We start from the raw sequence: 20,682 nt of genomic DNA on the forward strand, positions 1-20,682 counted from the left end.
AAATACAACAAAGAAAGAGGGGTTTAATTAAGCATGATGAAAGGGCTTAAAAAATGGCGTCTTTTTTCACTTCTAGCAGTGATGATGGTTTTCCTTTCAGGTTGTGGTGAAGATTATCTTTCTACACTAAAACCATCTGGAGAAGTAGGTAAACAACAATTAAATTTATTACTGTTAACTACTATAATTATGACGCTAGTAGTAGTAATCGTATCCGTTATTTATTTACTTGCATTCCTAAAATACCGTCGTTCACGCGTTGGTGAAAATGTTATCCCTAAGCAAGTAGAGGGTAGTCACACATTAGAAGTGATTTGGACAGTTATACCGATTATTTTATTATTAATTATCGCTGTACCAGTTGTTACAACTACTTATAAATTTGCAGATGTTGCTGCAATGGATGAGGTAGATGAAGAAGGGAATAAAACTGCCCTAACGATCAATGTAACAGCAAAATTATACTGGTGGGAATTCGAATACCCTAACCAAGGTATCGTAACGGCTCAAGAGCTAGTAGTACCAACAGGTGAAAAGGTTTACTTTAATTTAAAAGCTGCCGATGTTAAGCACTCATTCTGGATTCCTGCTGTAGGCGGTAAAATGGATACAAACGTAGAAAACTTAAACAAATTCTACTTAGTATTTGATAAAGAATCTAAAGATCTTAAAGATGGCGTATTTTATGGAAAATGTGCTGAATTATGTGGACCTTCACATGCATTAATGGACTTTAAAGTAAAAGCATTAAGCCCAGATGCATTTGACGCATGGGTTGATGCAATGAAAGCAACAGAAGGACAAATTGCTGACAAAGCTTCAACAGATCTTGGTGAAGCAACTTTTGCTAACAGCTGCTTAGGCTGTCACGCTATCTCAGGTTCAGGAGCAGGCGGTACACCAGGTCCAAACTTAACTACGTTTGGTGACCGTAACCGTGTTGCTGGTTTCTTAGAACACAATGAAGAAAACTTAAAAGCTTGGATTAAAAACCCAGAGGAATTTAAACCAGGTAACTTAATGATGAACGCTGAAGGCACTGCGCCTATTTACGGTGATTTATCTGATGAAGAAATTGAAGCTCTTGCAACTTATATCATGAGCTTATCAGTTGAAAAATAAATTTCGTTCTATGTAACAAATTTTGAGGGAGGTAAAAGTTGTGAGCTCATACACACAGAAAAAGGGCTTTGGAGCAACTGTCTGGGATTACATTACTACTGTTGACCATAAAAAGTTAGCAGTCATGTATTTATTAGCCGGCACATTGTTCTTCGCTATCGCTGGTTTTGAAGCGTTATTAATGCGTATTCAGTTAATGAAACCAAATAACGATTTCGTGTCAGCTGGTTTTTTCAATGAATTATTAACAATGCACGGAACAACAATGTTATTCCTAGCTGCTACTCCATTACTATTCGCATTTATGAACATGCTTGTACCATTACAAATTGGTGCGCGTGACGTTGCATTCCCGTTCCTTAACTCTTTAGGGTTCTGGTTATTCTTCCTAGGTGCTGTATTCCTTCACCTGTCATTCTTTATGGGTGGCGCTCCTGATGCGGGCTGGACTTCTTATGCATCATTATCTTTATATTCTCCAGGACATGGTATTGACTTCTATGTTCTTGGTTTACAAATTTCAGGGGCAGGTACATTAATTTCAGGTCTTAACTTCATCGTTACGATCATTACAATGCGTGCTCCTGGTATGACATTCATGCGTATGCCATTATTCACATGGACAGCTCTTGTATCAAGTGCATTAATTTTATTCGCATTCCCTCCATTAACAATTGGTTTATTAATGATGTTATTCGACCGTATGTTCGGTGGTAACTTCTTTGACCATACAATGGGTGGTAACACAGTAATTTGGGAGCACTTATTCTGGATCTTCGGACACCCAGAGGTTTATATCTTAGTATTACCGGCGTTCGGTTTATTCTCTGAGATTATTCCAGCGTTCTCTCGTAAACGTTTATTCGGATACTCTTCAATGGTATTCGCAACAATTTTAATTGGTTTCCTAGGGTTCATGGTTTGGGCTCACCATATGTTTACAGTTGGTCTTGGGCCAACAGCAAACGCAATCTTCGCTGTTGCAACAATGGCAATCGCGGTTCCAACAGGTATGAAAGTATTCAACTGGATCTTAACTATTTGGGGCGGATCTATTAAAGTTACAACACCAATGCTTTATGCACTTGGTTTCATCCCGTCATTCGTTGCGGGTGGTGTTACAGGGGTAATGCAAGCATCTGCACCTCTCGACTATCAATTACACGATTCTTACTTTATCGTTGCTCACTTCCACTACGTAATCGTTGGTGGTATCGTTACAGCATTATTTGGTTCAGCGCACTTCTACTGGCCAATTTTCTTCAACCGTATGTTAAACGAAACGCTTGGTAAAATTACTTTCTGGGTATTCTTTATTGGATTCCATTTAACGTTCTTCGTTCAACACTTCTTAGGTTTAATGGGTATGCCACGTCGTGTATTCACTTACATGGAAGGTCAAGGTTGGGATCAGTTCAACTATATCTCTACAATCGGTGCATTAATGATGGGTGTTGGGGTTATCTTAATGGTAATCAACTGCTTAATGTCTATTAAAGGCAAGCCAGCAGGTCGCGACCCATGGGGCGATGGACGTACTTTAGAATGGTCAATTCCACAACCAATTCCATTCTACAACTTCCGTCAAACGCCACTTGTACGTGGTTTAGATCCATGGTGGATTGAAAAACAAGAAGGTAATAAAGAAGTGACATTTGCTGAGCCAATCGGTGATATTCATATGCCAAATAACTCAGCGATTCCATTCGTTATTTCATTAGGTATGTTTATTGCAGCATTCGGTGCACTTTACAATCCAGATGCAGATAAACCATGGTCTATCTATGTATTAATCATTGGTTTAGCTATTACATTTGGGGCGATGATTGTTCGTTCAGTTAAAGACGATCATGGTTTCCACTTACACAAAGAAGAAATTCTTGAAATTGAAGAACATCTTTACGGCAAAGGAGGAAATAAATAATGGATTTCAATACTAAATTTACTCCTCATACTTGGCCAGATCATCCTGAACAAGCTACGATGGAAGGTAAAAATAAAGTCGTTGGTTTCTGGATTTTCCTTGCCTGTGAAGTTGTACTTTTCGCAAGTTTATTCGCTACTTATTTAGCGCTTAAGAACAAAGGGCCAGCTGGCATGGAGTTCACAACTCAAGGTTTATTTGAATTACCATTAGCATTTGCTATGACGATGTTATTATTAACATCATCACTAACTTCTGTTTATGCAATTTACCATATGCGTAACTTTAACTTTAAAGGGATGCAAACTTGGTTAGCCATTACTTTAGCTTTAGGTCTTGGATTCTTAGCACTTGAAATCTATGAATTCCAACACTATGTGCACCTTGGTTTTACATTTAACCAATCTGCATTCGCAACTGCGTTCTATTCTTTAGTTGGTACACACGGTTTCCACGTAACTTTAGGACTTGTATGGATTGCAACTTTAATGATCCGTAATGCGAAACGTGGTTTAAACTTGTACAATGCACCTAAATTTTTCGTAGCTGCTTTATATTGGCACTTTATTGACGTTGTTTGGGTATTTATCTTTACAGTAGTTTACTTGATGGGAGTGATCGGATAATGTCTTCACACGATACACCTATAGTTGCTAAGTCACAGGCACAGTATGAGTATGATCGTCATCATAATGCCGTTCATATGCGTAAACAAGTAATCAACTTTGCGATCATGATTTTCTTTACGTTTATCGCATTCGCAGTAGTTGCAGCTGATTTTTCTAAATACTTAATCATGCCATTCGTATTATTATTGGCTGGTGTTCAAGTTGTACTTCAGCTTTATTCTTTCATGCACTTAGAGGACAAAAAAACACACTTTGGTGGTGTTATTGGCTTCTTCATGTGGATGGGGATGTTAATCGCATTTACATTCTTCTTAGCATTTTTAACAATCATTTGGTGGTAATCACCAAAAGAGCACGTTCGTTATTTGTACGAACGTGCTTTTTCTTATGTTTTAAAGTTGTGAAGGTTTCAAAAAGAGACAAACACTGTTAAACTTAACATTTGTTCACCTTTCGTTCATTGCAGTATAGCTGTAAGCGTTTTATAATAGGAGTACTGAAGTTTAAAGGAGTGCGTTCTATATGCCACTTAGTATATTTGGTTTCCAAGCATTGTGGAGTCCCTATTTAATAGGAGTTCTTGTTTTTATAACGATTATCTATTTTTTAGTCACAGTAAAGTGGCGTAATGATTTTAAAGTAAGTGAACCTTTGAAAAAGGGAGAAGCCATTTATTTCGTGTTAGCCATGATTACTATTTATATCATTAAAGGTTCTCCAGTTGATTTAATGGCTCACATTATGTTTACCATGCATATGGTTCAAATGGCGATCTTATTATTGCTTGTTCCGATTTTCTTAATTAAAGGAATCCCTTGGTGGGTTTGGAAAGTTGCGATTGAAGCACCGGTTGTTAGAACGTTGTTTAAAGTACTGACATTACCAGTTGTTGCAGTCTTTGTGTTTATTGGTCTATTTTCCTTCTATCATTTGCCTTCAGTATTAGATTACATTAAATTAAATGAAACATTACATGGTACCTATACATTTGTATTATTTCTTTCAGCTATTTTTATGTACTGGCCTTTAATTCAAAATATGCCTAATAGTGCTAAAATGAAGCCTTTGCATAAATTAGCCTATATTATTGCAAATGCTGTGTTAATTACACCTGCTTGTGGATTAATCATTTTTGCTCCTAATGCAATGTATGAGACATATACAAATGGTGATGCCTGGTTAAAAGCAATGGAGCTGTGTGTACCAGCCTCTACATTATCAGGCTTATCATTATCAGGACCAGAGCTGTTTACAGACATGAAACCTGTTGCAGACCAGCAATTAGGTGGCGTATTAATGAAAATCTTACAAGAGCTTATTTTTGGTGTATTAATTGGGACAATCTTTACGAGATGGTATCGTTCTGAACAAAAAGATCCAGATAAAATTACGGCTGATGCATTAGCTGCACACCAAAAAAAATGGGAAAGTCAACAGCAACATTAATTGTAATATAGAAATTTACTTTGTATAAGGGGTTTTGACAATGGAATTGCAAATTTTGCCTACTATTAGTACATCGTTTATCGTCATTAGTGCTGTACTAGTAGCGATAGGATGGGGCTTAATTATAAAAAGAAATGTAGAGGGGCATAAGAAAGTAATGCTTGCTGCAGGTGTTGCGGCACTTATATTCTTTATTATCTATGCATCCCGTACAATCTTTATTGGAAATACGGCTTTTGGCGGTGGAGAACATTTAAAACCATATTATACGTTCTTTTTGATTTTCCATATTATTTTGGCGACATCTGGAGCCGTGTTTGGTATCGTTAGCATTATTTCGGGTTTGAAAACAAATATTAAGTTACACAGACGTATTGGACCAATCACAAGTATTATTTGGTTCTTTGTTGCCATCACTGGTGTACTTGTTTATTTATTGCTATATATTTTATTTGAACCAGGTGAAACAACATCCGTTATTAAAGCCATTTTAGGGTTTTAAAAAAAATCTCCCTCTTTATTATTGTAAAGGTGGGAGATTTTTTGTAGTTGGTTGAAATATAGAAAGTATCACTACAACAAGTAAAGGGCCTATTAATATCCCAAGAAAACCAAATATTTTAAAGCCGATAAACATGGCAATGAAGGTATTTAAGGAGGAAAGGCCAATTTTATCACCAATAATTTTTGGTTCAATCATTCTGCGGACTAGAAATTGCCCCACATTTAGTAACGTTAGAACGACAGCATATATATAGTCGCCTGCAAATACTTGATAAATGGCCCATGGGACTAAAAGGATAAATGAATCGAGAAAAGGGATAAAATCTAATACAACGAGTGATAAAGCTAACAGTATGGGAAATGGCGTTTTTAAATAATAAAATGCTGCGAAGGATATCGCAAAGATACTAGCACCAACAAGCAATTGTGCTTTTAAAAAGCCGAATAAGGCTAGTTTAACGCGCTGCCCAATAAAAATGATTTTTTGATGATAGTGAAAAGGAAAGGGCATTAATAATTTACGATTAATGGCTGGCAAATCTAAGAGCAACATATACAAGACAATCCAATAAACAAAAACATCAAATAAAAGGGAGGGGATATATGTTAGTAAAGTAGACAATACATTCACATTTGTTAAGGATATGGCGAATTTTTCTATAGAGGCTAAAGCATTTTCAATCATGAATTGAATTTGTAAAACGAGTTCTACAGGTAAATGATAGGTGTAGTTACTGAGCTTGGATTGCATTTGAATCCATAAGGCCGATAGTTGATTAAGGTACTCAGGAATATCGATGATAAAAGAAGAAAATTGTTTCCAGCTTATATAGAGTATAAGTGTACATAATAATAAAGAGATACTGAGAAAAAATAAAAAAAAGATGAAAACAACTATTTTACGTTTTTTTCGAAACCGTTTGCACATTCGAACAATAATCGGTTCTAAAAGTAACGCGGTTAAGTAGGCAAGGAGGATTGGTAACGATATAGAAATGAACCAGAGAAGCAGAAGCCCAATCGCTATGACGATTATGGGATGCCGAAAAAAAGGACGATTAAAAAAAGATAACATTTTTCTCACCTACATCCATGTAATAGATATAGGTAGTATGAGGAGAAAAAATTTTTTTACTCAAAATAAAAAAAGACTGGACCACCAGTCTTTTCATAAAATGAAGCTACTTACGCTATACTTGCTGTCACTTTAGTTTATTAAAGATTAGCGTGCGTTAACAGGTTCGAAGTTATTTTTATTTGTTGGCTCAATTGAGAATTGATCTAATTCTAATTTAACCTTTTTTAAGATTTCTTCACATTTTGTTACAAGATGTGCTGGGTAAACTTCATCATCCCCATATTCAACACCATGTGGGTAATAGTATTTACCTAGGGCTGGTTTCATTAACGTAAGGATGGCATCGTGTGCACCTACATCACCAGAAATGGCATATGCGAATACGCGTAGGTAATAGCGACCTTCACGAGTATCGAAACGTTTATCGAATGTCATACGTTCGTAATCCCAACCGCCATCACATTCTAAACCATGCTTTTTCATAATGCTGACAATTAGCTCTTGATCAGCTGTTAAATTTTCAAGGTTAGTATTTTCAAAATACATGTATAGTCCTCCTTTAGGTTCTCGTACAAAGTATACGCTCATTTTTATAATAGAGCATATTCGACATTGTTGCAATGACAACATTGTGTCAACCCAATTACAATTGATATAATAACTTACAATAATGGTGATGAAAAGGAGTCCTGTATGAAAGCTTTATTCCGCATTTTAATGGTTTGTGGCGCAATTGCATTAATTGGCTTTATGTTTTTCAATACCCCGCAGGAAAATGAGCCGTTAGAAGGACCAAATACCAATTCTAATATAATACCTCAAACACAACTAAAGCAACAGTCTGCTGTAGGAGCAATGACACGTCCTCAAACAGGCATATCAACTTTGGTAGGAAAAGGCATTCAAACCGTTTTAGAGCAATATGGGGAACCAACGAGAAAAGAACCGTCTTCATTTGGCTATCAATGGTGGGTCTACAATAAAGATGTTGCTACGTTTTTTATGATTGGTGTTGAAAATAATATTGTAACGCAAGTTTACATAGCTGGACAAGAAATCGATGCATTTCCTTTTAAAGTTGGACAAAAACGCGATGAAATATACCGTATGACGATTATTGATTACGAGGTAGCGGCCACTGTGGGAGAAAATATTTTCATTTTCTCGATGAGTGAAGAAGATATGCAAACAAGGTTGCTTGTCAAATTTGATGGCCTTTATGCACAGCTTTATATAGATAGGGAGACAAGTGAGCTACAGGGAATACGTTATACAGACAGTGAAACACTTGTCCTTCATCAACCATATGAAATGAGTTATCAAGGTGAACTAGTGAGACGTACGCCACCGTCTTCATTTTTGCAGCAAGAAATCGATGTAGCTAGCGCCAAACAGCTTGATGATCTCTTAAATGTTACGAGGGTACATCATGAATTACCACCTTTAGCAATGGATGAATCATTAGAAGAAGCTGCAAAAATGCATAGTGAAGATATGAAGGTGCAAAATTTCTTATCACATGAGTCTCCAACTAATGGAGATTTAAAAAAGAGATTACAGGCACATGACATCGACTATAGTGCAGCGAATGAAAATCTTGCCACTGCTTATTTTGATGCGATAGAAGCTATGCATGGTTGGACAAATTCGCCTGAACATAGGAAGGTGTTATTGGATGATCGATATACACGCGTTGGTTCCGGTGCTTTCGTAGATTATTATACACAAATCTATATAGAGCCTACTGCACAGACGATGGATAGTGAAGAGCAAGATAGAAAAAAACAAGATATTGAAGAACAGGATAACGAAGAACAGAGAAATAAAGAACCAGATAGTGAGGACCCTGTAGAGAATACAGAGCAATCCTCCTCATCCTAACAACAGAATATCAGTTTGAAGACAAGCTCGAATAGCCGAGCTTGTCTTTATTTTTTTATAAGGTAGTACTTTCACTGTAGGCTTCTACATTTTTCGTCACACCGTTACAAACGCCGTCATATGATAGAGAACGGAAAGGGGGAATGAGGCTTGCAACTAGCTGAGTTATTAAAAGATTGGCCATGTAGTGTGACAGGAGGATCCATTCGAACAGAAATTACAGGCGTAGAAGATTATGCACAGGCCGTACAACCCGGCGACATTTTTATTGTACGAAAGGGCAAAAAAACATCAGGAAGTCGTTTTGTTAAAGAAGCGTTGGCACGGGGGGCTGCTGCCATTGTTTCGGAAGAAAGTATTTCTTTGCCGATTATGGATAAAGAAATTCCTTTTGTGTGGGTTCCGAATACAGCATTATTTTTATCGTATGCGAGTGCGAAGCTTGCTGCTTTTCCAGCAGAGGCTTTAACGGTTATTGCCATTACCGGTACAAATGGAAAGACCACGGTGAGCCATTTTGTTAGTCAGCTTCTAAATGCCTTACATAAAAAAGCAGCAGTTATTGGAACGGTTGGCTTTTTCATCAATGGCGAGAAACAACAAACGGCTTACGAGCAACTAACAACATTGCAGGCCAAAGAATTGCATCCGATATTAAAGCAATGTGTACGAAAAGGGGTTACACATGTTGTGCTAGAAGCTTCTTCAATGGGCTTACAGCAGCATAGACTCGACCATTGCGATATTGACTGTGGTGTATTTTTAAATCTATCAGAAGACCATTTAGAAGATCATGGTGGTTTAGAAGCATATAAACGTGCAAAAAAAAGATTAGCCGATTTATCCAAAAAGTTAGTATTAAATGGAGATGATAACTTTTGTCGTTCTGTAGGGATTTATGATAAGAAAAAATCCTGTTCATTTGGCTTTGATAATCACAACGATCTACATATTCAAATTGTCAGTGAAACAGTTGGAAAAACCGTACTTTGCTTACAAACAACAGCGAGTGAGCATATTGTGGAAATTCCTTTTGTCGGAAAATATCATGTACAAAATACTATTGCTGCCTTAATGGCTATATGGCGCCTAGGTGTCCCGATGGAAGATCTAGTTGGTCATATGTGGTCCTTAAAACTACCAGAAGGACGACTTGAGAAGATTGATAATCCTTTGGGTATAGAGGTTTATGTAGATTATGCGCATACAGCAGAAGCCTTACAAGCCGTTTTACAAACCTTTAATCGTTCCAAAACAATTTACCTTGTTTTTAGTTGTGGTGGAAATCGTGATAAGGCGAAGCGCTTCGCCATGGGAGCGGTAGCAAGTAAATACGCGGACGTTATTTATTTAACAACAGATAATCCACGAGATGAAGATCCAATCGTGATAAATGAAAGCATTATTGCAGGCTTTACAGAGCAACAATATTATGAAATTTACTTAGATCGGAAGCTTGCTATCCATCAAGCGTTAGCAAAGGCGAAAAAGGGCGATATTGTCCTTGTGGCCGGAAAAGGGCATGAACAAACACAGCAAATTAAAAATCAAAAATTGCCTTTTTCCGATCAACAATGCATCAAAGATTATTTTGCCAGTCTCATTACAGACGACGCTGAATAACAAAGAAAGATCCTGTAGCAATAGCCAGCTTGCGACCTGTCTCATCTTCGATATCACATTCCATGACGAGTGTTTGACGTCCTTTATGAACAAAACGACCGCGTGCAATCAATTCTTTATTCGTTGTTGTGGCAATATACGATAGATTCATATTCGTTGTAACCACATTATATCCCTCTGGTACAGAGCGTGAAGCAAGTCCGCCCATAGCTGCATCGGCAATTGTCGCAATAATGCCACCATGAGGCACCTTAATTGTATTATGAATAACTGGTGTAATAGGGATACGAACCTCACTAATTTCAGGCTCAAATTTACCTACCATATGTAGGGCAGCATTAAGATAACGACGATGAATGCCTTGCTGCTTCTCTCTTAGCCCATTTAAAAGATGTAATAAAACTTCTTCATCTTCCTCAGTACTTTCTTGTAAAATTTCAGCTAGTAATTGTTCTATCTGTCCTTTAGATTTTGTCATTAATTGGCAAACCTCTTTCATTAAAAGTATCAATAATGTAAAATTACCATAAAATCTGTTATGATGGGAAAGAGATTGGGGGAATTAAAAATGATGATGACCTCTGACTGGGTACTCATTTTGGATGAGACCGAAGCGCTTTGTGAGATGATTCTTTCCTCAGAACCTGCGATTGCGCTACAGCAAGCGTATGATGCAGTCTATAGTGATGCACAAATTGTAGAAGCTATTTACGCATTTAATCGCATGAAAGAGCAGTACGAAGATGTACAACGTTTCGGAAAATATCATCCAGACTACCATACAATCATGAAGTCAATTCGCCAACAGAAAAGGGCACTTGACTTGAATGAAAAAGTTTCAGCTTTAAAAATTGCTGAAAACGATTTTCAGGATTTACTCGATGAGATTAGCCTATTAATAGGTAAAACAGTCTCTGAAGCTGTAAAAGTTCCTGTTAGTAACCCATTCTTTGCATCTGGTTCATCTTGCGGAGGAGGATGTGGCTCGGGCGGCTCATGCTCTTGCTCAGCATAAAATACGATGTGTATGTTACACATCTCTTCTAGACTGTAGACAACTCCAAGTATTCACAGGAGGTTGTTTACAGTCTTTTTTCAATTGATAGGAGGAAACATACTTGAATGGCTGTCATCCCTGGTGACAGGATAGGAAAAAAGTTGTTTAGGCTGCTAAAAAGGTTCTAAATCAAGTAGCTTTATTGGATGGCCTTACAAATATCCTTTTATATTATAGTCTAGTTGGATCCGTGGTATGCAAGGTCAAAAGGATTGGATACTCGATTTGAGGATTATTAAGATTTAGAGGCTTTCCTCAGATTTAAGACAGGGAGTTGGCCCATTTTTAAGGAGCTATCGTGGGAACCATGACGAGTTAGTAACGGTTTCTGGGGAAGAAAACGAATACAGTAATTCTTCAATATATTATTGCTCATGAAATCCATCAGATTAGACAAGCCCATATCTGCTCATTATATAGGTAGAACATTCAAATGAAGGGAAGGCACGTAACTAGTGTCCTTCCCCTTTATGTTCGTATCATGATAACGACTCTTGTTCCTGTAATAATTCAGCAGCTATATCAGGGCGATCTGTAATGATCCCCTTGGCGCCATTATGGATTAATTTTTTCATCGTGTCGATATCATTGATTGTCCAATAGTGGACAGGTATGTTGAGATGATTCAAAAATTGAATAAATTTAGGTGAATCTAATGCGATAACGCCTGATTTAGGTGGGATTTGGAAAACATCAACTTTCGGATGATATAAGTGCCCAAATTGACTTGAGAAGGAGGCAAATGCTTTTCTCACATCTGATTCACCGGCACCAAGTGCTACTTGATTTTGGGCATATAAATTAAAACGATCGATTTGCTCACCATAGAAGCTTGTCACAACGACACGCTGTTCAGCGCCTAGCTCTTCGATTAAGCGCCAAAGTTTAGAAGGCATCAAACTTCCCTCATAAGTATCTGGAGCATCTTTAATATCAATATTGATGAGCATATTTGGATAAGTTTCTAGTAGCTCTCGTAATGTCACTACATTAATTTTTTCCTCTCGATATGGAAAAGCGCCATCCAAATCTTCAAATTGATAGCCGTGATTTAAGGCATTGATTTCTGCTAAGGTCATATCGGCAATGAGACCATAGCCATCCGTTGTACGATCAACTGTATCATCATGGAAAACAATGATTTCCTCGTCTTTTGTTAAACGGATATCAATTTCAAAGCCATCGACTCCTAACTGTGCTGCTTTTTCAAATGCGATCATTGTATGCTCAGGTGCTAAAAGAGCCCCGCCACGATGCGCCAGAATGATGGGGCGATCAAATTGCAATGCTTGTTTGCCTTCACGTTGCTGTGGTTTAGAAATAGCTTTACTACCTGCCCAAGCCGCTGCACTTGCCGCAGCAATAGCAAGGGCAATTTTTGTTTTCTTACCCATATTCGTCCTCCTTAACAATTATCTTCATATAAAAAGTAATGGTGAATTCATTGTCAGTATTGATAATTAAAGTACCTACTAAAACTAATAGCTAGTAGAAGTGAATGATGCTTTTTTCATGCTGATATATGCAAAAGCAAAAAAATACGGAGCTATTACGCGGAGGCGTAAATGTTCCATGAAAACAACTAATTCATATCTCTACGATGTTTCTCGCAGTATGCTTTTCCATTATAACGGAAAATCGAGCTTTCTGTCAGCTAAACTCTGTTGCTATCATTTTCCGGTCTATGGTATTCTTTTATGTAAGAAATGAGGGAATCCAATATGAACGAACGACAAGGGCTAATCGTTTACGTCCATCAATTAAAACATGCTAAATCTCTTCGGAAATATGGTCATGTTCTTTATATTTCAAGAAGGCAAAAATACGTAGTGCTTTACTGTAATCGTGAGGACATTGATATGATGACAACAAAACTACAACGCCTTCCATTTGTGAAAGACGTTGTGGAGTCTTATCGTCCATTTGTGAAAACTGAATATGAAAATGCAAAACCAGATAAAGCAAAGGAATATGACTACAAAGTAGGTCTATAATCTTACGTCAATGCAGGTATATAGTTATTTAGTCTTAATATACCGATTAAGTATTGATAAAATAGTTTTGATTCCGAAAATATAGATGAGTGCTTTATTTCTACAACAACTGCTTTCCGATCGAGTTGTTCTATTTGTGCTTCAAACATTTTTTGTCGCATTGTAGGTTGTTCTTCATTATATGGGATGCCTTCTCGGCAAATATAGATAGGCATGAACTTACTTTCACCAACTGGTTTGAGAGCTACAGCTAATGAGATCACCTTTTTATCTTCTTTTGTAGATGTTAGTATAAAGGCTTGATGAAAGCGTTCCTGATTTGTTTTGATAATTTCGAGTAACTCGTAAACATCACCATAGCCTTCTCCTAATTCTATAAATTGTTGTGGCATAATAATTGCACATCCTTTCCAATACTCATAGTATCATGCTGCGGGAGGTCAAGCACATGAAATTTGCATTAAGCTTTTTTTCTATTTTAGCACTAATTATTACAGGAACGATATTTTTCCAGTATCATGCTTATTCATCTGATTTAGAAACAGGCATAGGGGATTTTCATTACTCTCAAGAAATAGAGATTGTCTATCGTGAAAATAGCTTAGATATTCGCCAGCATTTTAAAAATTTACCAAATCAAAAGGTGAAAATTAAATGGCCAGAAAAAGCGACAAATCCTAGTTGTTTTATCGAGAGCGAAAATAGCTGTGATCGTTTATCAGATGAGGTCTCTTATTTTGCCAAAGGGGAAACGAAATCACAATCTGTGTCATACATAATTCCAATTGAGGGCGGCTTAAAAAATAAGATGCTCCTTCAAAATGTTTTTGCTACACTAATAAATGGTGAAGCATCGTATTCAATTGTTCATATTTCTACAGATAGTAAAGTGAATGGACAGTGGATTACAGGTTTACCTTTAGTAGGGCAACAACAACTGTCTCTTGTGAATTACACAATGTTTAAAGGAAACGGTACCGTTCAAGATCTTTATTGGCAAGCAGGTAAACTTAAAGTACAAGAGCAAACACCGATTTTATCTATCTATGCACAGCAGTCAATTCCTAATGATTTCCTAAAATCATTAGAAAGCTTGCAGTTTTTGAATGATGAGCATATTGCTATTATTCAAGAAAAAAGTCCGGTAACAGCTCATGATGAAAGATTGTTATTTTTACCAACACTTACTGCACAAGCCGTTGAGCAGGAAGTGATTTTATCACAAATCAAATCACAATTTAAATTTGTAGATTCTCCAGAATGGTTGCCTGAAGTTGTGGCATCCTATTTAGTAAACGATTCAATTGGTGGAGACAAAACAAAGAAAATGGTTAAGACATTAAATGACTATATGACAGATAGTCAACAGCAAGCTTGGCAGGAAAAGCTGAAAAACCTTGGGGAAGAACCGCTTTCGCCTGATACATTGGACAAGTATTTATCACAAGCGTTAGATGCGAAAACATCTTATTTTACATTAAACGCAGCTCAGAAAGATGGAACATATCCGCTCTTATTTGAGGATGCTCGTGATGTGTATGTGGATGATGTATTAAAAGAAGACGTTCATGTTATTCTATATGAGGGTCAAGTGTTGTATACGGCAGATACGTTATTGCCTTATCTTGGCTATTCGGCTGAGGAAGGGAAGAATGGCTATTACGTAAATAGCGAGCATCGCACATTCCGATTCCCGAAAGAGCCTGGTTTCTATGTATTTAATCAGCGGAGATATGCAACAATTTCAGAGCCAATTATTAAAATTGCTGATCATTATTATGTGGAAGAAGCTTGGTTGCAACGTTTATTCCTAGTTGAACTACAAAAGAAGGACGAGCGAATTCAAGTATTAACACAAGAACAACAATAACTTTTGCAGCGGAGGGTCATCCTTTCGCTGCAAAAATACTTTATATGGATGAAAGTACGGTGATATGCTGTTATGAGAGTTGTAGCAGGAGAGCGCAAAGGAATGCCGCTAAAAGCAATAGCTGGAAATATGACAAGACCTACAACGGACAAAGTGAAGGAATCGATTTTTAATATTATAGGTCCGTTTTTTGATGGAGGAATCGCGCTTGACCTGTTTGCAGGAAGCGGTGGCTTGGGCATTGAATCACTAAGTCGTGGGGCAGAGCAAGCAATCTTTATTGAAAAAGATGCAAAAGCATTCCAAGTGCTACAAGAAAATATAAAAAAATGTCGTTATGAAGAAGATACAGAGCTTTTTCGTATTGATGCAAAGCGTGCTGTGAAAGCGCTGTTAAAACGTGATCTTACGTTTAAATATGTCTTTTTAGATCCACCTTACCATCAACAGGAATACTATGATTTAGTTCAGATTCTTGTGGACAATGATAAAGTTCAACGAGATGGTATTATATTATGTGAACATGCGAAAGAGGTACAATTGCCTCGAAATTTTGGTGAGTTTGTGTTAACAAGACAAGAAACATATGGCGGAACAATTATTTCTGTTTATCGCTGTACAGAGGAAGAGGGAGAATAAGTTGTCTGAGAAAATTGCTGTAGTTCCAGGAAGTTTTGACCCTGTCACATTCGGCCATCTTGATATTATCAAACGTGCGGCAGATGTGTTTGACATCGTATATGTAGCAGTATTAAACAATTCAGCAAAGAATCCGTTGTTTTCTGTAGAGGAACGCATGGCCTTAATGGCTGAAGTAACAAAAGCATTACCGAATGTCCGTATAGAAAGCTCTTCAGGTCTTTTAATAGACTATGCTAAAGAAAAAAAGGCGAAGGCCATTGTACGTGGTTTACGAGCTGTTTCAGACTTTGAATATGAAATGCAAATTACCTCTATGAACCGTTTTCTAGATGAAACAATTGAAACATTTTTCATTATGACGAAAAACCAATATTCATTCCTAAGTTCCAGTATAGTAAAAGAGGTTGCGAAATACGGTAGCGATGTTAGTGAGCTAGTTCCTACTTGTGTCGTAAAGGCTTTACAAGATAAATATGATTTTGCGCAATAATTATGCAGAGGATGTCAAAGCAAAGTGACATCCTCTTTTTGGTACATAGAGCGATCATTATTTCAGAAAAAATAGAGCATAAATAGTCGGAACAATGATTATGCTAAGGAGGCGGAATTTGATATAGGGTCTGACAGAAAGTTTTGCTGATTTTGCGATAACGAAGATTTGTAAGTGAATACTAATACTTTGCATCGTTAATAAAATGACAACTAGTAAGGTGATATGTGGAAGATCTGGGAAGGCTGTAACGGTCATTTTAAGACCATTCGTCACCTCAAGAATAGCTGCAAGAGAAAGTTCAATCGTATAGGGAAGTTTAGGGATTAGTTGATCTAGCCCCTGTTGGACAATGGTCTGAATGGTTGTGAAAAAGATGATGGTTGTACCAACTAACAGAATTGTTGGAGCTGTTTCTTTAATACTTTCTGAAAATGGTGCACTATACAGTGGTGTGTTGTGTACGGAAATAGTGGGTGGGTCAGTTTTGCGAAATAAGTAGTAGCCAATTACTAAGCAACAAATATTAAACGTATGTAGTAAACATAAAAACAACCATCCAAACGTATTACTGTGTAGTAAATCAAGACTTACAAAACCTAAAACGAACAGTGGACTTGGTGCATGACAAACAGCTAGTAGAAAATTTGCCTCTTTGGGGTGTAATTGACCACTATTTTTTAAATAAACAATGGTTGTTGCCCCTGTTGGATAGCCTCCAAGTGCGCTAATAATGTAGGCTTGTACGTATAATGAGGCCCTTTTCGTTTTAGTACGCATAGGGGCAGTTAAACGCAGAAGCCATTGTGTTAATACTAGATACGGCAATAAATACGGAAAAAGTGCTTCCATGAAAAGGTTAACGCCTAAATCAGTACCACTATGAGCGGTTTGTGGGAATAACAAGAGTAAGAGAATTAGAATTACGCAGAGCACTATTTGAATTGTAGCAAACATGTTATCAACTCGTTTCAACTTTTTGTCATTCACATAGGCAAATGCTAAAATCAATATATGTGAGAAAGGCAAAAACATGAACGTATGGTTTTGCAAGCGTCCTAGGAGGTGTTTTCAAGTGAAGAAAAAAATTGGTATTTATGCAGTGTTAATAGTCGTGATTTGTTTTATGATGTTATACCGACTAGACGCGTATATTATGAAACCTGGAAGTGCATATGATGTCAGTAAATTCGTGACGGTAGATAGCAAAGAGGCTGATAGTGTGGGGTCTTTAAGCTTAATGACTGTCGCGATGCAGCAAGCCACCCCATTTTCGTATTTGTGGGCTAAAGTTCAAAAATATCAAAAGCTAATGGATATTGAACAAGTACGCAATCCTTTAGAGGATGATGAGGAATATAATATTCGACAGTTAAAATTAATGTCTGATTCCCAATTTAATGCGAAATATGTAGCTTTCCAAAGAGCAGGATTAGAGACTAAAGTTCATTTTAACGGTGTATTTATATTAAATGTGTTAGATGGAGGAGCGTCTGATGGCATTTTAAAAGCTGGGGATGAAATTATCGAGGTTGACGGTCAAAAAATAACTAGTCAGCAAATGCTTGTTGACCTTTTAAAACCTAAACAGCTTGGAGATAAGGTAACAATACAATTTATACGTAATGAAGAGCAAAAACAGGAGACGATTACCTTACAGGAGATTCCGAATACACAGGAACATAGAGCAGGGTTAGGTATTTCTTATACGGAAAGTAAATCGATTGAAACAATGCCAAAAGTGACGATGAAAACAGAGGATATTGGAGGGCCCTCTGCTGGCTTGATGTTTACACTTGAAATATTGGACCAGCTTCTTGATGAAGATTTAACAAAGGGTTATGCTATTGCTGGTACGGGTGAAATGTTAGTAGATGGATCGGTTGGTAGAATTGGCGGGATTGATTATAAGGTCATTGCCGCTGATCGGGACGACATGGAAATCTTCTTCGCGCCCGATGATGAAATTTCTCAAGAAATGAAAGCGAAATACCCAGAGCTAGAATCTAACTATTCGACGGCTGTTAAAACGGCCAAAGAGATCAAAACTAAAATGAAAATCGTTCCGGTGAAAACGGTTGACGATGCCATTAGCTATTTAAAGCAACTACAGCCGAAATAATAGAGCGAAAAAGGGATGCTAGAATTTTACTAGCATCCCTTTTGATAGCCATTAACAACGGATAGGGGGTGTTTGATAATCTTTGGGAAGAGTCCAATCCTTTGTGCCTTGTTCGATACTTAAATTGTATAGCTCTGCTGCATGTATATCTATTGCTAACATTGCATCATTGGTAGCTGCCACTCGGCTAATTAAAGGTAATTGGATATCCTTTTTTTGCTTACCTAAATAAGCTTGCCCCACCGAGCTCATACCTAATAGCCGAATATAAGAGGGTGCTTCGAAACTTTGAAGCTGCTCTTTTGTAAACCCCGTGTATATATGTGTTATCATGCGTTGAAGGCGGGTCCATGTATAACGTTTAGATTTAATTTTTTCCATAAAGCTATTGAAGGAGGAGCTAGTTTTGGCTGCTTTCACAATAGCATTTTCAATTCCCTCTGTTACTTCTGCATAACGAGTCAGTTCTGAAGGCGTGTGTCTGATGATGGTAAACTGTAATAACGGCCAAAATGCTTCCCAGCTTGCAAATTGACTATACTGTTTATGCCAGTCTGTTAAATAACTATAAGTAGTCTCAGGAACAACATTTTGCACACTCTGTAAAGAATTTGTAGACGCAAGTGCTTTACGTATACCAGTGGCACTTGCAATCGATGTGTCTTCCTTTAATGCATCATGGTATCCTGCAGCTACGCGAGAAATAGTTAGTGGTTTGATGTGACTGTTAAGTGATTTCGCTGCTTCAAGATAATGAAAGCCTAGTATATTATTTGGCTGTGCGAGATCAATGTATGGAGCAGGGAACTTCTGAGAAAGCTGTTCATAGGCATAATGTAGGCTTTTCGGATAGCTTGCACCTGTTTTAAGGCTGTTTTTAATAAGCATGTCATATTCTGCACGGTTGTGGTCTATCAACTCATATGTGTTTAAAAAGGGTTGAATCGAGCCTTCTTCACTTCCGAAGGCAAATGAGTCACAGCCAACGGCGCTTAATAAGGAAATGGCACCTTTTGCGAAATCTGTGGCTGGTGCTGTACTATAGACGTAGGGCAGCTCAATAACAATATCTACACCACCAGCAAGCGCCATTTTAGTACGTGTCCATTTATCTACCATGGCTGGCTCTCCACGTTGTAAAAATGTGCCGCTCATAACAGCGATAACAAGTTCCGCCTGTGCTACTTTTTTAGCCTGTTTTAAATGATAAGCATGTCCGTTGTGAAAAGGATTATATTCAACGACAATTCCAACTGCTTGCATGCTTTTCCCCCTTATAATTTGTGTCATTATTTGAAACTGTTAGGAGCAAATACACTTCTCATAGTATTTAATTATAAGTGGGTTTTTAAGTGGTGACAAGAAATTATCTTGACATCTATTTTTACACATTATATAATCAACATTGTTGTCTCGAGGTGATTAAACGAATGAAATGGTCAATTCATCAATTATCTAAATACCGCCAAAACGGGATGCCAATCGATGCCTTTGTCCAGCTGGACGAAGTGATGGAGCGAAACCAGGATATTCGAGCAATTTCGCCCGTTCATGTAAAAGGGCTATGTACTTTTGGTGCATCGCAAATGACATGTCAGTTAACTGTGACAGCAACGTTAACACTGCCATGTGCTCGCACGTGGGAGGATGTTGAGTTTCCAATTGAAGTCGAAACAGTTGAAATTTTTAGCTGGATTGATGAAGATAAACGAGGAGACGATGACGGAGACATTCACTATATAGAAGGTGAAGTCATCGACATGAAACCAATTCTCGAGGAATTAGTATTGCTTGAGGTACCAATGCAAGTGTTCAAGGAAGATTCTGAAGGACAAGTGCAGGGCGGTAAAAACTGGTCTTATGCAACAGATGAAGACGTAAAGCTACACAAAAAAGCTGACGAACAAAAAGTGGATCCAAGACTAGCTTCTTTAGCTAAGTATTTTGATCAAACAGACGAATAGACGATCTGTAAGGAGGTGCCATCAATGGCTGTACCATTTAGAAGAACTTCTAAAACTGCAAAAAGAAAGCGTCGTACGCATTTCAAATTATCTGTACCTGGTATGGTAGCTTGCCCTAACTGTGGTGAGGCAAAATTATCACACCGTGTTTGCAAAGCTTGCGGACAATACAAAGGTAAAGAAGTAGTAAGCAAATAATACAGTGTTTGCTCACTTAAAAGGCTAGTAGAGAGACCATGGCTCTTTACTAGCCTTTTTGTTAGCTTGAAAAGACGGAATATTTCGCTGATTATGAAGTTCTTTACAATAGTAAAATAATTGTGTGATACAATTTAT

The 20,682-nt window shown here is 37.5% G+C and carries 23 protein-coding genes; 16 read left to right on the plus strand and 7 right to left on the minus strand.

The annotated features are described in order from the left end of the window. Positions 1–33: 33 nt before the first annotated feature. The 6 genes from coxB to MHI22_RS20825 all read left to right on the plus strand — a co-directional run bounded on the left by coxB (position 34) and on the right by MHI22_RS20825 (position 5,623). Positions 34–1,122, plus strand: coding sequence for a cytochrome c oxidase subunit II (coxB, locus tag MHI22_RS20800; protein WP_036125330.1), 1,089 nt, complete (start codon positions 34–36; stop codon positions 1,120–1,122). Positions 1,123–1,162: 40 nt separating this feature from the next. Beyond that, positions 1,163–3,046, plus strand: coding sequence for a cytochrome c oxidase subunit I (gene ctaD, locus MHI22_RS20805; RefSeq protein ID WP_036125328.1), 1,884 nt, complete (start codon positions 1,163–1,165; stop codon positions 3,044–3,046). After that, entirely contained in the window at positions 3,046–3,672 is a 627-nt protein-coding gene (locus tag MHI22_RS20810; RefSeq protein ID WP_036125326.1) for a cytochrome c oxidase subunit 3, read from the plus strand. The genes ctaD and MHI22_RS20810 overlap by 1 nt, the downstream gene beginning before the upstream one ends. After that, complete coding sequence (locus MHI22_RS20815) at positions 3,672–4,016, plus strand: cytochrome C oxidase subunit IV family protein (RefSeq protein WP_036125323.1); 345 nt, start codon at positions 3,672–3,674, stop codon at positions 4,014–4,016. Before MHI22_RS20810 ends, MHI22_RS20815 begins: the two co-directional genes overlap by 1 nt. Before the next feature lie 181 nt (positions 4,017–4,197). Then, positions 4,198–5,121 (plus strand): cytochrome c oxidase assembly factor CtaG, encoded by a 924-nt coding sequence (gene ctaG / locus MHI22_RS20820; protein WP_036125321.1) that lies wholly within the window; start codon positions 4,198–4,200, stop codon positions 5,119–5,121. A gap of 40 nt (positions 5,122–5,161) precedes the next feature. Then, positions 5,162–5,623: a DUF420 domain-containing protein gene (locus MHI22_RS20825; protein ID WP_036125319.1), complete on the plus strand. Its 462-nt coding sequence runs from the start codon at positions 5,162–5,164 to the stop codon at positions 5,621–5,623. Between the two features lie 18 nt (positions 5,624–5,641). Here MHI22_RS20825 and ytvI read toward each other — a convergent pair whose 3' ends face one another. Together ytvI and MHI22_RS20835 are read right to left on the minus strand one after the other, a co-directional pair. Beyond that, complete coding sequence (gene ytvI / locus MHI22_RS20830) at positions 5,642–6,700, minus strand: sporulation integral membrane protein YtvI (RefSeq protein ID WP_080717108.1); 1,059 nt, start codon at positions 6,698–6,700, stop codon at positions 5,642–5,644. 147 nt (positions 6,701–6,847) lie between these two features. Next, the gene (locus MHI22_RS20835; protein ID WP_051891699.1) at positions 6,848–7,249 is read right to left on the minus strand and encodes a YugN family protein; all 402 of its coding nucleotides are present in this window, start codon (positions 7,247–7,249) and stop codon (positions 6,848–6,850) included. 147 nt (positions 7,250–7,396) lie between these two features. Here MHI22_RS20835 and MHI22_RS20840 point away from each other — a divergent pair, with 147 nt between their 5' ends. Both MHI22_RS20840 and MHI22_RS20845 read left to right on the plus strand, forming a co-directional pair. Continuing rightward, positions 7,397–8,584 (plus strand): CAP domain-containing protein, encoded by a 1,188-nt coding sequence (locus MHI22_RS20840; RefSeq protein ID WP_036125317.1) that lies wholly within the window; start codon positions 7,397–7,399, stop codon positions 8,582–8,584. A gap of 150 nt (positions 8,585–8,734) precedes the next feature. Further along, a complete protein-coding gene (locus MHI22_RS20845; RefSeq protein WP_036125315.1) occupies positions 8,735–10,207 on the plus strand; it encodes a UDP-N-acetylmuramoyl-L-alanyl-D-glutamate--2,6-diaminopimelate ligase in 1,473 nt (490 codons plus the stop codon). On the opposite strand, the gene MHI22_RS20850 is transcribed toward MHI22_RS20845, so the two are convergent. Continuing rightward, positions 10,188–10,685, minus strand: a complete 498-nt coding sequence (locus MHI22_RS20850) for a PaaI family thioesterase (protein WP_340812628.1) — start codon at positions 10,683–10,685, stop codon at positions 10,188–10,190. The genes MHI22_RS20845 and MHI22_RS20850 overlap by 20 nt on opposite strands. 90 nt (positions 10,686–10,775) lie before the next feature. Between MHI22_RS20850 and MHI22_RS20855 the strand changes: the two genes are divergently transcribed. After that, positions 10,776–11,222 (plus strand): YlbF family regulator, encoded by a 447-nt coding sequence (locus tag MHI22_RS20855; RefSeq protein ID WP_036125306.1) that lies wholly within the window; start codon positions 10,776–10,778, stop codon positions 11,220–11,222. Between the two features lie 521 nt (positions 11,223–11,743). On the opposite strand, the gene MHI22_RS20860 is transcribed toward MHI22_RS20855, so the two are convergent. Then, positions 11,744–12,658 (minus strand): glycerophosphodiester phosphodiesterase, encoded by a 915-nt coding sequence (locus tag MHI22_RS20860; protein WP_036125304.1) that lies wholly within the window; start codon positions 12,656–12,658, stop codon positions 11,744–11,746. Between the two features lie 327 nt (positions 12,659–12,985). Here MHI22_RS20860 and MHI22_RS20865 point away from each other — a divergent pair, with 327 nt between their 5' ends. Beyond that, complete coding sequence (locus MHI22_RS20865; RefSeq protein WP_036125303.1) at positions 12,986–13,258, plus strand: YlbG family protein; 273 nt, start codon at positions 12,986–12,988, stop codon at positions 13,256–13,258. A gap of 2 nt (positions 13,259–13,260) precedes the next feature. Here MHI22_RS20865 and MHI22_RS20870 read toward each other — a convergent pair whose 3' ends face one another. Beyond that, positions 13,261–13,650: a DUF7147 family protein gene (locus MHI22_RS20870; RefSeq protein ID WP_036125301.1), complete on the minus strand. Its 390-nt coding sequence runs from the start codon at positions 13,648–13,650 to the stop codon at positions 13,261–13,263. Positions 13,651–13,706: 56 nt separating this feature from the next. Between MHI22_RS20870 and MHI22_RS20875 the strand changes: the two genes are divergently transcribed. The 3 genes from MHI22_RS20875 (at position 13,707) to coaD (ending at position 16,260) form a co-directional block, all read left to right on the plus strand. After that, entirely contained in the window at positions 13,707–15,128 is a 1,422-nt protein-coding gene (locus tag MHI22_RS20875) for a hypothetical protein (protein ID WP_036125299.1), read from the plus strand. 72 nt (positions 15,129–15,200) lie between these two features. Then, the gene (gene rsmD, locus MHI22_RS20880; protein ID WP_330493441.1) at positions 15,201–15,767 is read left to right on the plus strand and encodes a 16S rRNA (guanine(966)-N(2))-methyltransferase RsmD; all 567 of its coding nucleotides are present in this window, start codon (positions 15,201–15,203) and stop codon (positions 15,765–15,767) included. A gap of 1 nt (position 15,768) precedes the next feature. Then, positions 15,769–16,260 carry a pantetheine-phosphate adenylyltransferase gene (gene coaD, locus MHI22_RS20885; protein WP_036125293.1) on the plus strand — a complete coding sequence of 164 codons (492 nt, stop codon included), beginning with the start codon at positions 15,769–15,771 and terminating at the stop codon, positions 16,258–16,260. A gap of 57 nt (positions 16,261–16,317) precedes the next feature. On the opposite strand, the gene MHI22_RS20890 is transcribed toward coaD, so the two are convergent. After that, positions 16,318–17,235 (minus strand): hypothetical protein, encoded by a 918-nt coding sequence (locus MHI22_RS20890; RefSeq protein ID WP_340812629.1) that lies wholly within the window; start codon positions 17,233–17,235, stop codon positions 16,318–16,320. A 100-nt stretch (positions 17,236–17,335) separates the two neighbouring features. On the opposite strand from MHI22_RS20890, the gene MHI22_RS20895 reads away from it, so the two are divergent. Next, positions 17,336–18,382, plus strand: a complete 1,047-nt coding sequence (locus MHI22_RS20895) for a SepM family pheromone-processing serine protease (RefSeq protein WP_036125288.1) — start codon at positions 17,336–17,338, stop codon at positions 18,380–18,382. A gap of 51 nt (positions 18,383–18,433) precedes the next feature. On the opposite strand, the gene MHI22_RS20900 is transcribed toward MHI22_RS20895, so the two are convergent. Then, positions 18,434–19,645, minus strand: coding sequence for a nucleotidyltransferase (locus MHI22_RS20900; protein ID WP_036125284.1), 1,212 nt, complete (start codon positions 19,643–19,645; stop codon positions 18,434–18,436). 167 nt (positions 19,646–19,812) lie between these two features. On the opposite strand from MHI22_RS20900, the gene MHI22_RS20905 reads away from it, so the two are divergent. Both MHI22_RS20905 and rpmF read left to right on the plus strand, forming a co-directional pair. Next, positions 19,813–20,346 carry a YceD family protein gene (locus MHI22_RS20905; protein WP_036125282.1) on the plus strand — a complete coding sequence of 178 codons (534 nt, stop codon included), beginning with the start codon at positions 19,813–19,815 and terminating at the stop codon, positions 20,344–20,346. A gap of 24 nt (positions 20,347–20,370) precedes the next feature. Next, the gene (gene rpmF, locus MHI22_RS20910) at positions 20,371–20,544 is read left to right on the plus strand and encodes a 50S ribosomal protein L32 (protein ID WP_010858320.1); all 174 of its coding nucleotides are present in this window, start codon (positions 20,371–20,373) and stop codon (positions 20,542–20,544) included. The last annotated feature ends 138 nt before the right edge of the window (positions 20,545–20,682 follow it).

It is taken from the genome of Lysinibacillus sp. FSL L8-0312, from assembly GCF_038003285.1.
Taxonomy (GTDB): domain Bacteria; phylum Bacillota; class Bacilli; order Bacillales_A; family Planococcaceae; genus Lysinibacillus; species Lysinibacillus fusiformis_D.

Bases quoted from the DNA above. Each gene is read 5' to 3' on its own strand.
- coxB (WP_036125330.1), top strand. From the start codon at position 34: ATGATGAAAGGGCTTAAAAAATGGCGTCTTTTTTCACTTCTAGCAGTG.
- MHI22_RS20875 (WP_036125299.1), top strand. From the start codon at position 13,707: ATGAAATTTGCATTAAGCTTTTTTTCTATTTTAGCACTAATTATTACA.
- MHI22_RS20850 (WP_340812628.1), bottom strand. From the start codon at position 10,685: ATGACAAAATCTAAAGGACAGATAGAACAATTACTAGCTGAAATTTTA.
- MHI22_RS20865 (WP_036125303.1), top strand. From the start codon at position 12,986: ATGAACGAACGACAAGGGCTAATCGTTTACGTCCATCAATTAAAACAT.
- MHI22_RS20900 (WP_036125284.1), bottom strand. From the start codon at position 19,645: ATGCAAGCAGTTGGAATTGTCGTTGAATATAATCCTTTTCACAACGGA.
- MHI22_RS20860 (WP_036125304.1), bottom strand. From the start codon at position 12,658: ATGGGTAAGAAAACAAAAATTGCCCTTGCTATTGCTGCGGCAAGTGCA.
- MHI22_RS20905 (WP_036125282.1), top strand. From the start codon at position 19,813: ATGAAATGGTCAATTCATCAATTATCTAAATACCGCCAAAACGGGATG.
- MHI22_RS20815 (WP_036125323.1), top strand. From the start codon at position 3,672: ATGTCTTCACACGATACACCTATAGTTGCTAAGTCACAGGCACAGTAT.
- MHI22_RS20835 (WP_051891699.1), bottom strand. From the start codon at position 7,249: ATGTATTTTGAAAATACTAACCTTGAAAATTTAACAGCTGATCAAGAG.
- ctaG (WP_036125321.1), top strand. From the start codon at position 4,198: ATGCCACTTAGTATATTTGGTTTCCAAGCATTGTGGAGTCCCTATTTA.
- MHI22_RS20840 (WP_036125317.1), top strand. From the start codon at position 7,397: ATGAAAGCTTTATTCCGCATTTTAATGGTTTGTGGCGCAATTGCATTA.
- MHI22_RS20810 (WP_036125326.1), top strand. From the start codon at position 3,046: ATGGATTTCAATACTAAATTTACTCCTCATACTTGGCCAGATCATCCT.
- MHI22_RS20870 (WP_036125301.1), bottom strand. From the start codon at position 13,650: ATGCCACAACAATTTATAGAATTAGGAGAAGGCTATGGTGATGTTTAC.
- MHI22_RS20825 (WP_036125319.1), top strand. From the start codon at position 5,162: ATGGAATTGCAAATTTTGCCTACTATTAGTACATCGTTTATCGTCATT.
- ytvI (WP_080717108.1), bottom strand. From the start codon at position 6,700: ATGTTATCTTTTTTTAATCGTCCTTTTTTTCGGCATCCCATAATCGTC.
- rsmD (WP_330493441.1), top strand. From the start codon at position 15,201: ATGAGAGTTGTAGCAGGAGAGCGCAAAGGAATGCCGCTAAAAGCAATA.
- MHI22_RS20855 (WP_036125306.1), top strand. From the start codon at position 10,776: ATGATGATGACCTCTGACTGGGTACTCATTTTGGATGAGACCGAAGCG.
- rpmF (WP_010858320.1), top strand. From the start codon at position 20,371: ATGGCTGTACCATTTAGAAGAACTTCTAAAACTGCAAAAAGAAAGCGT.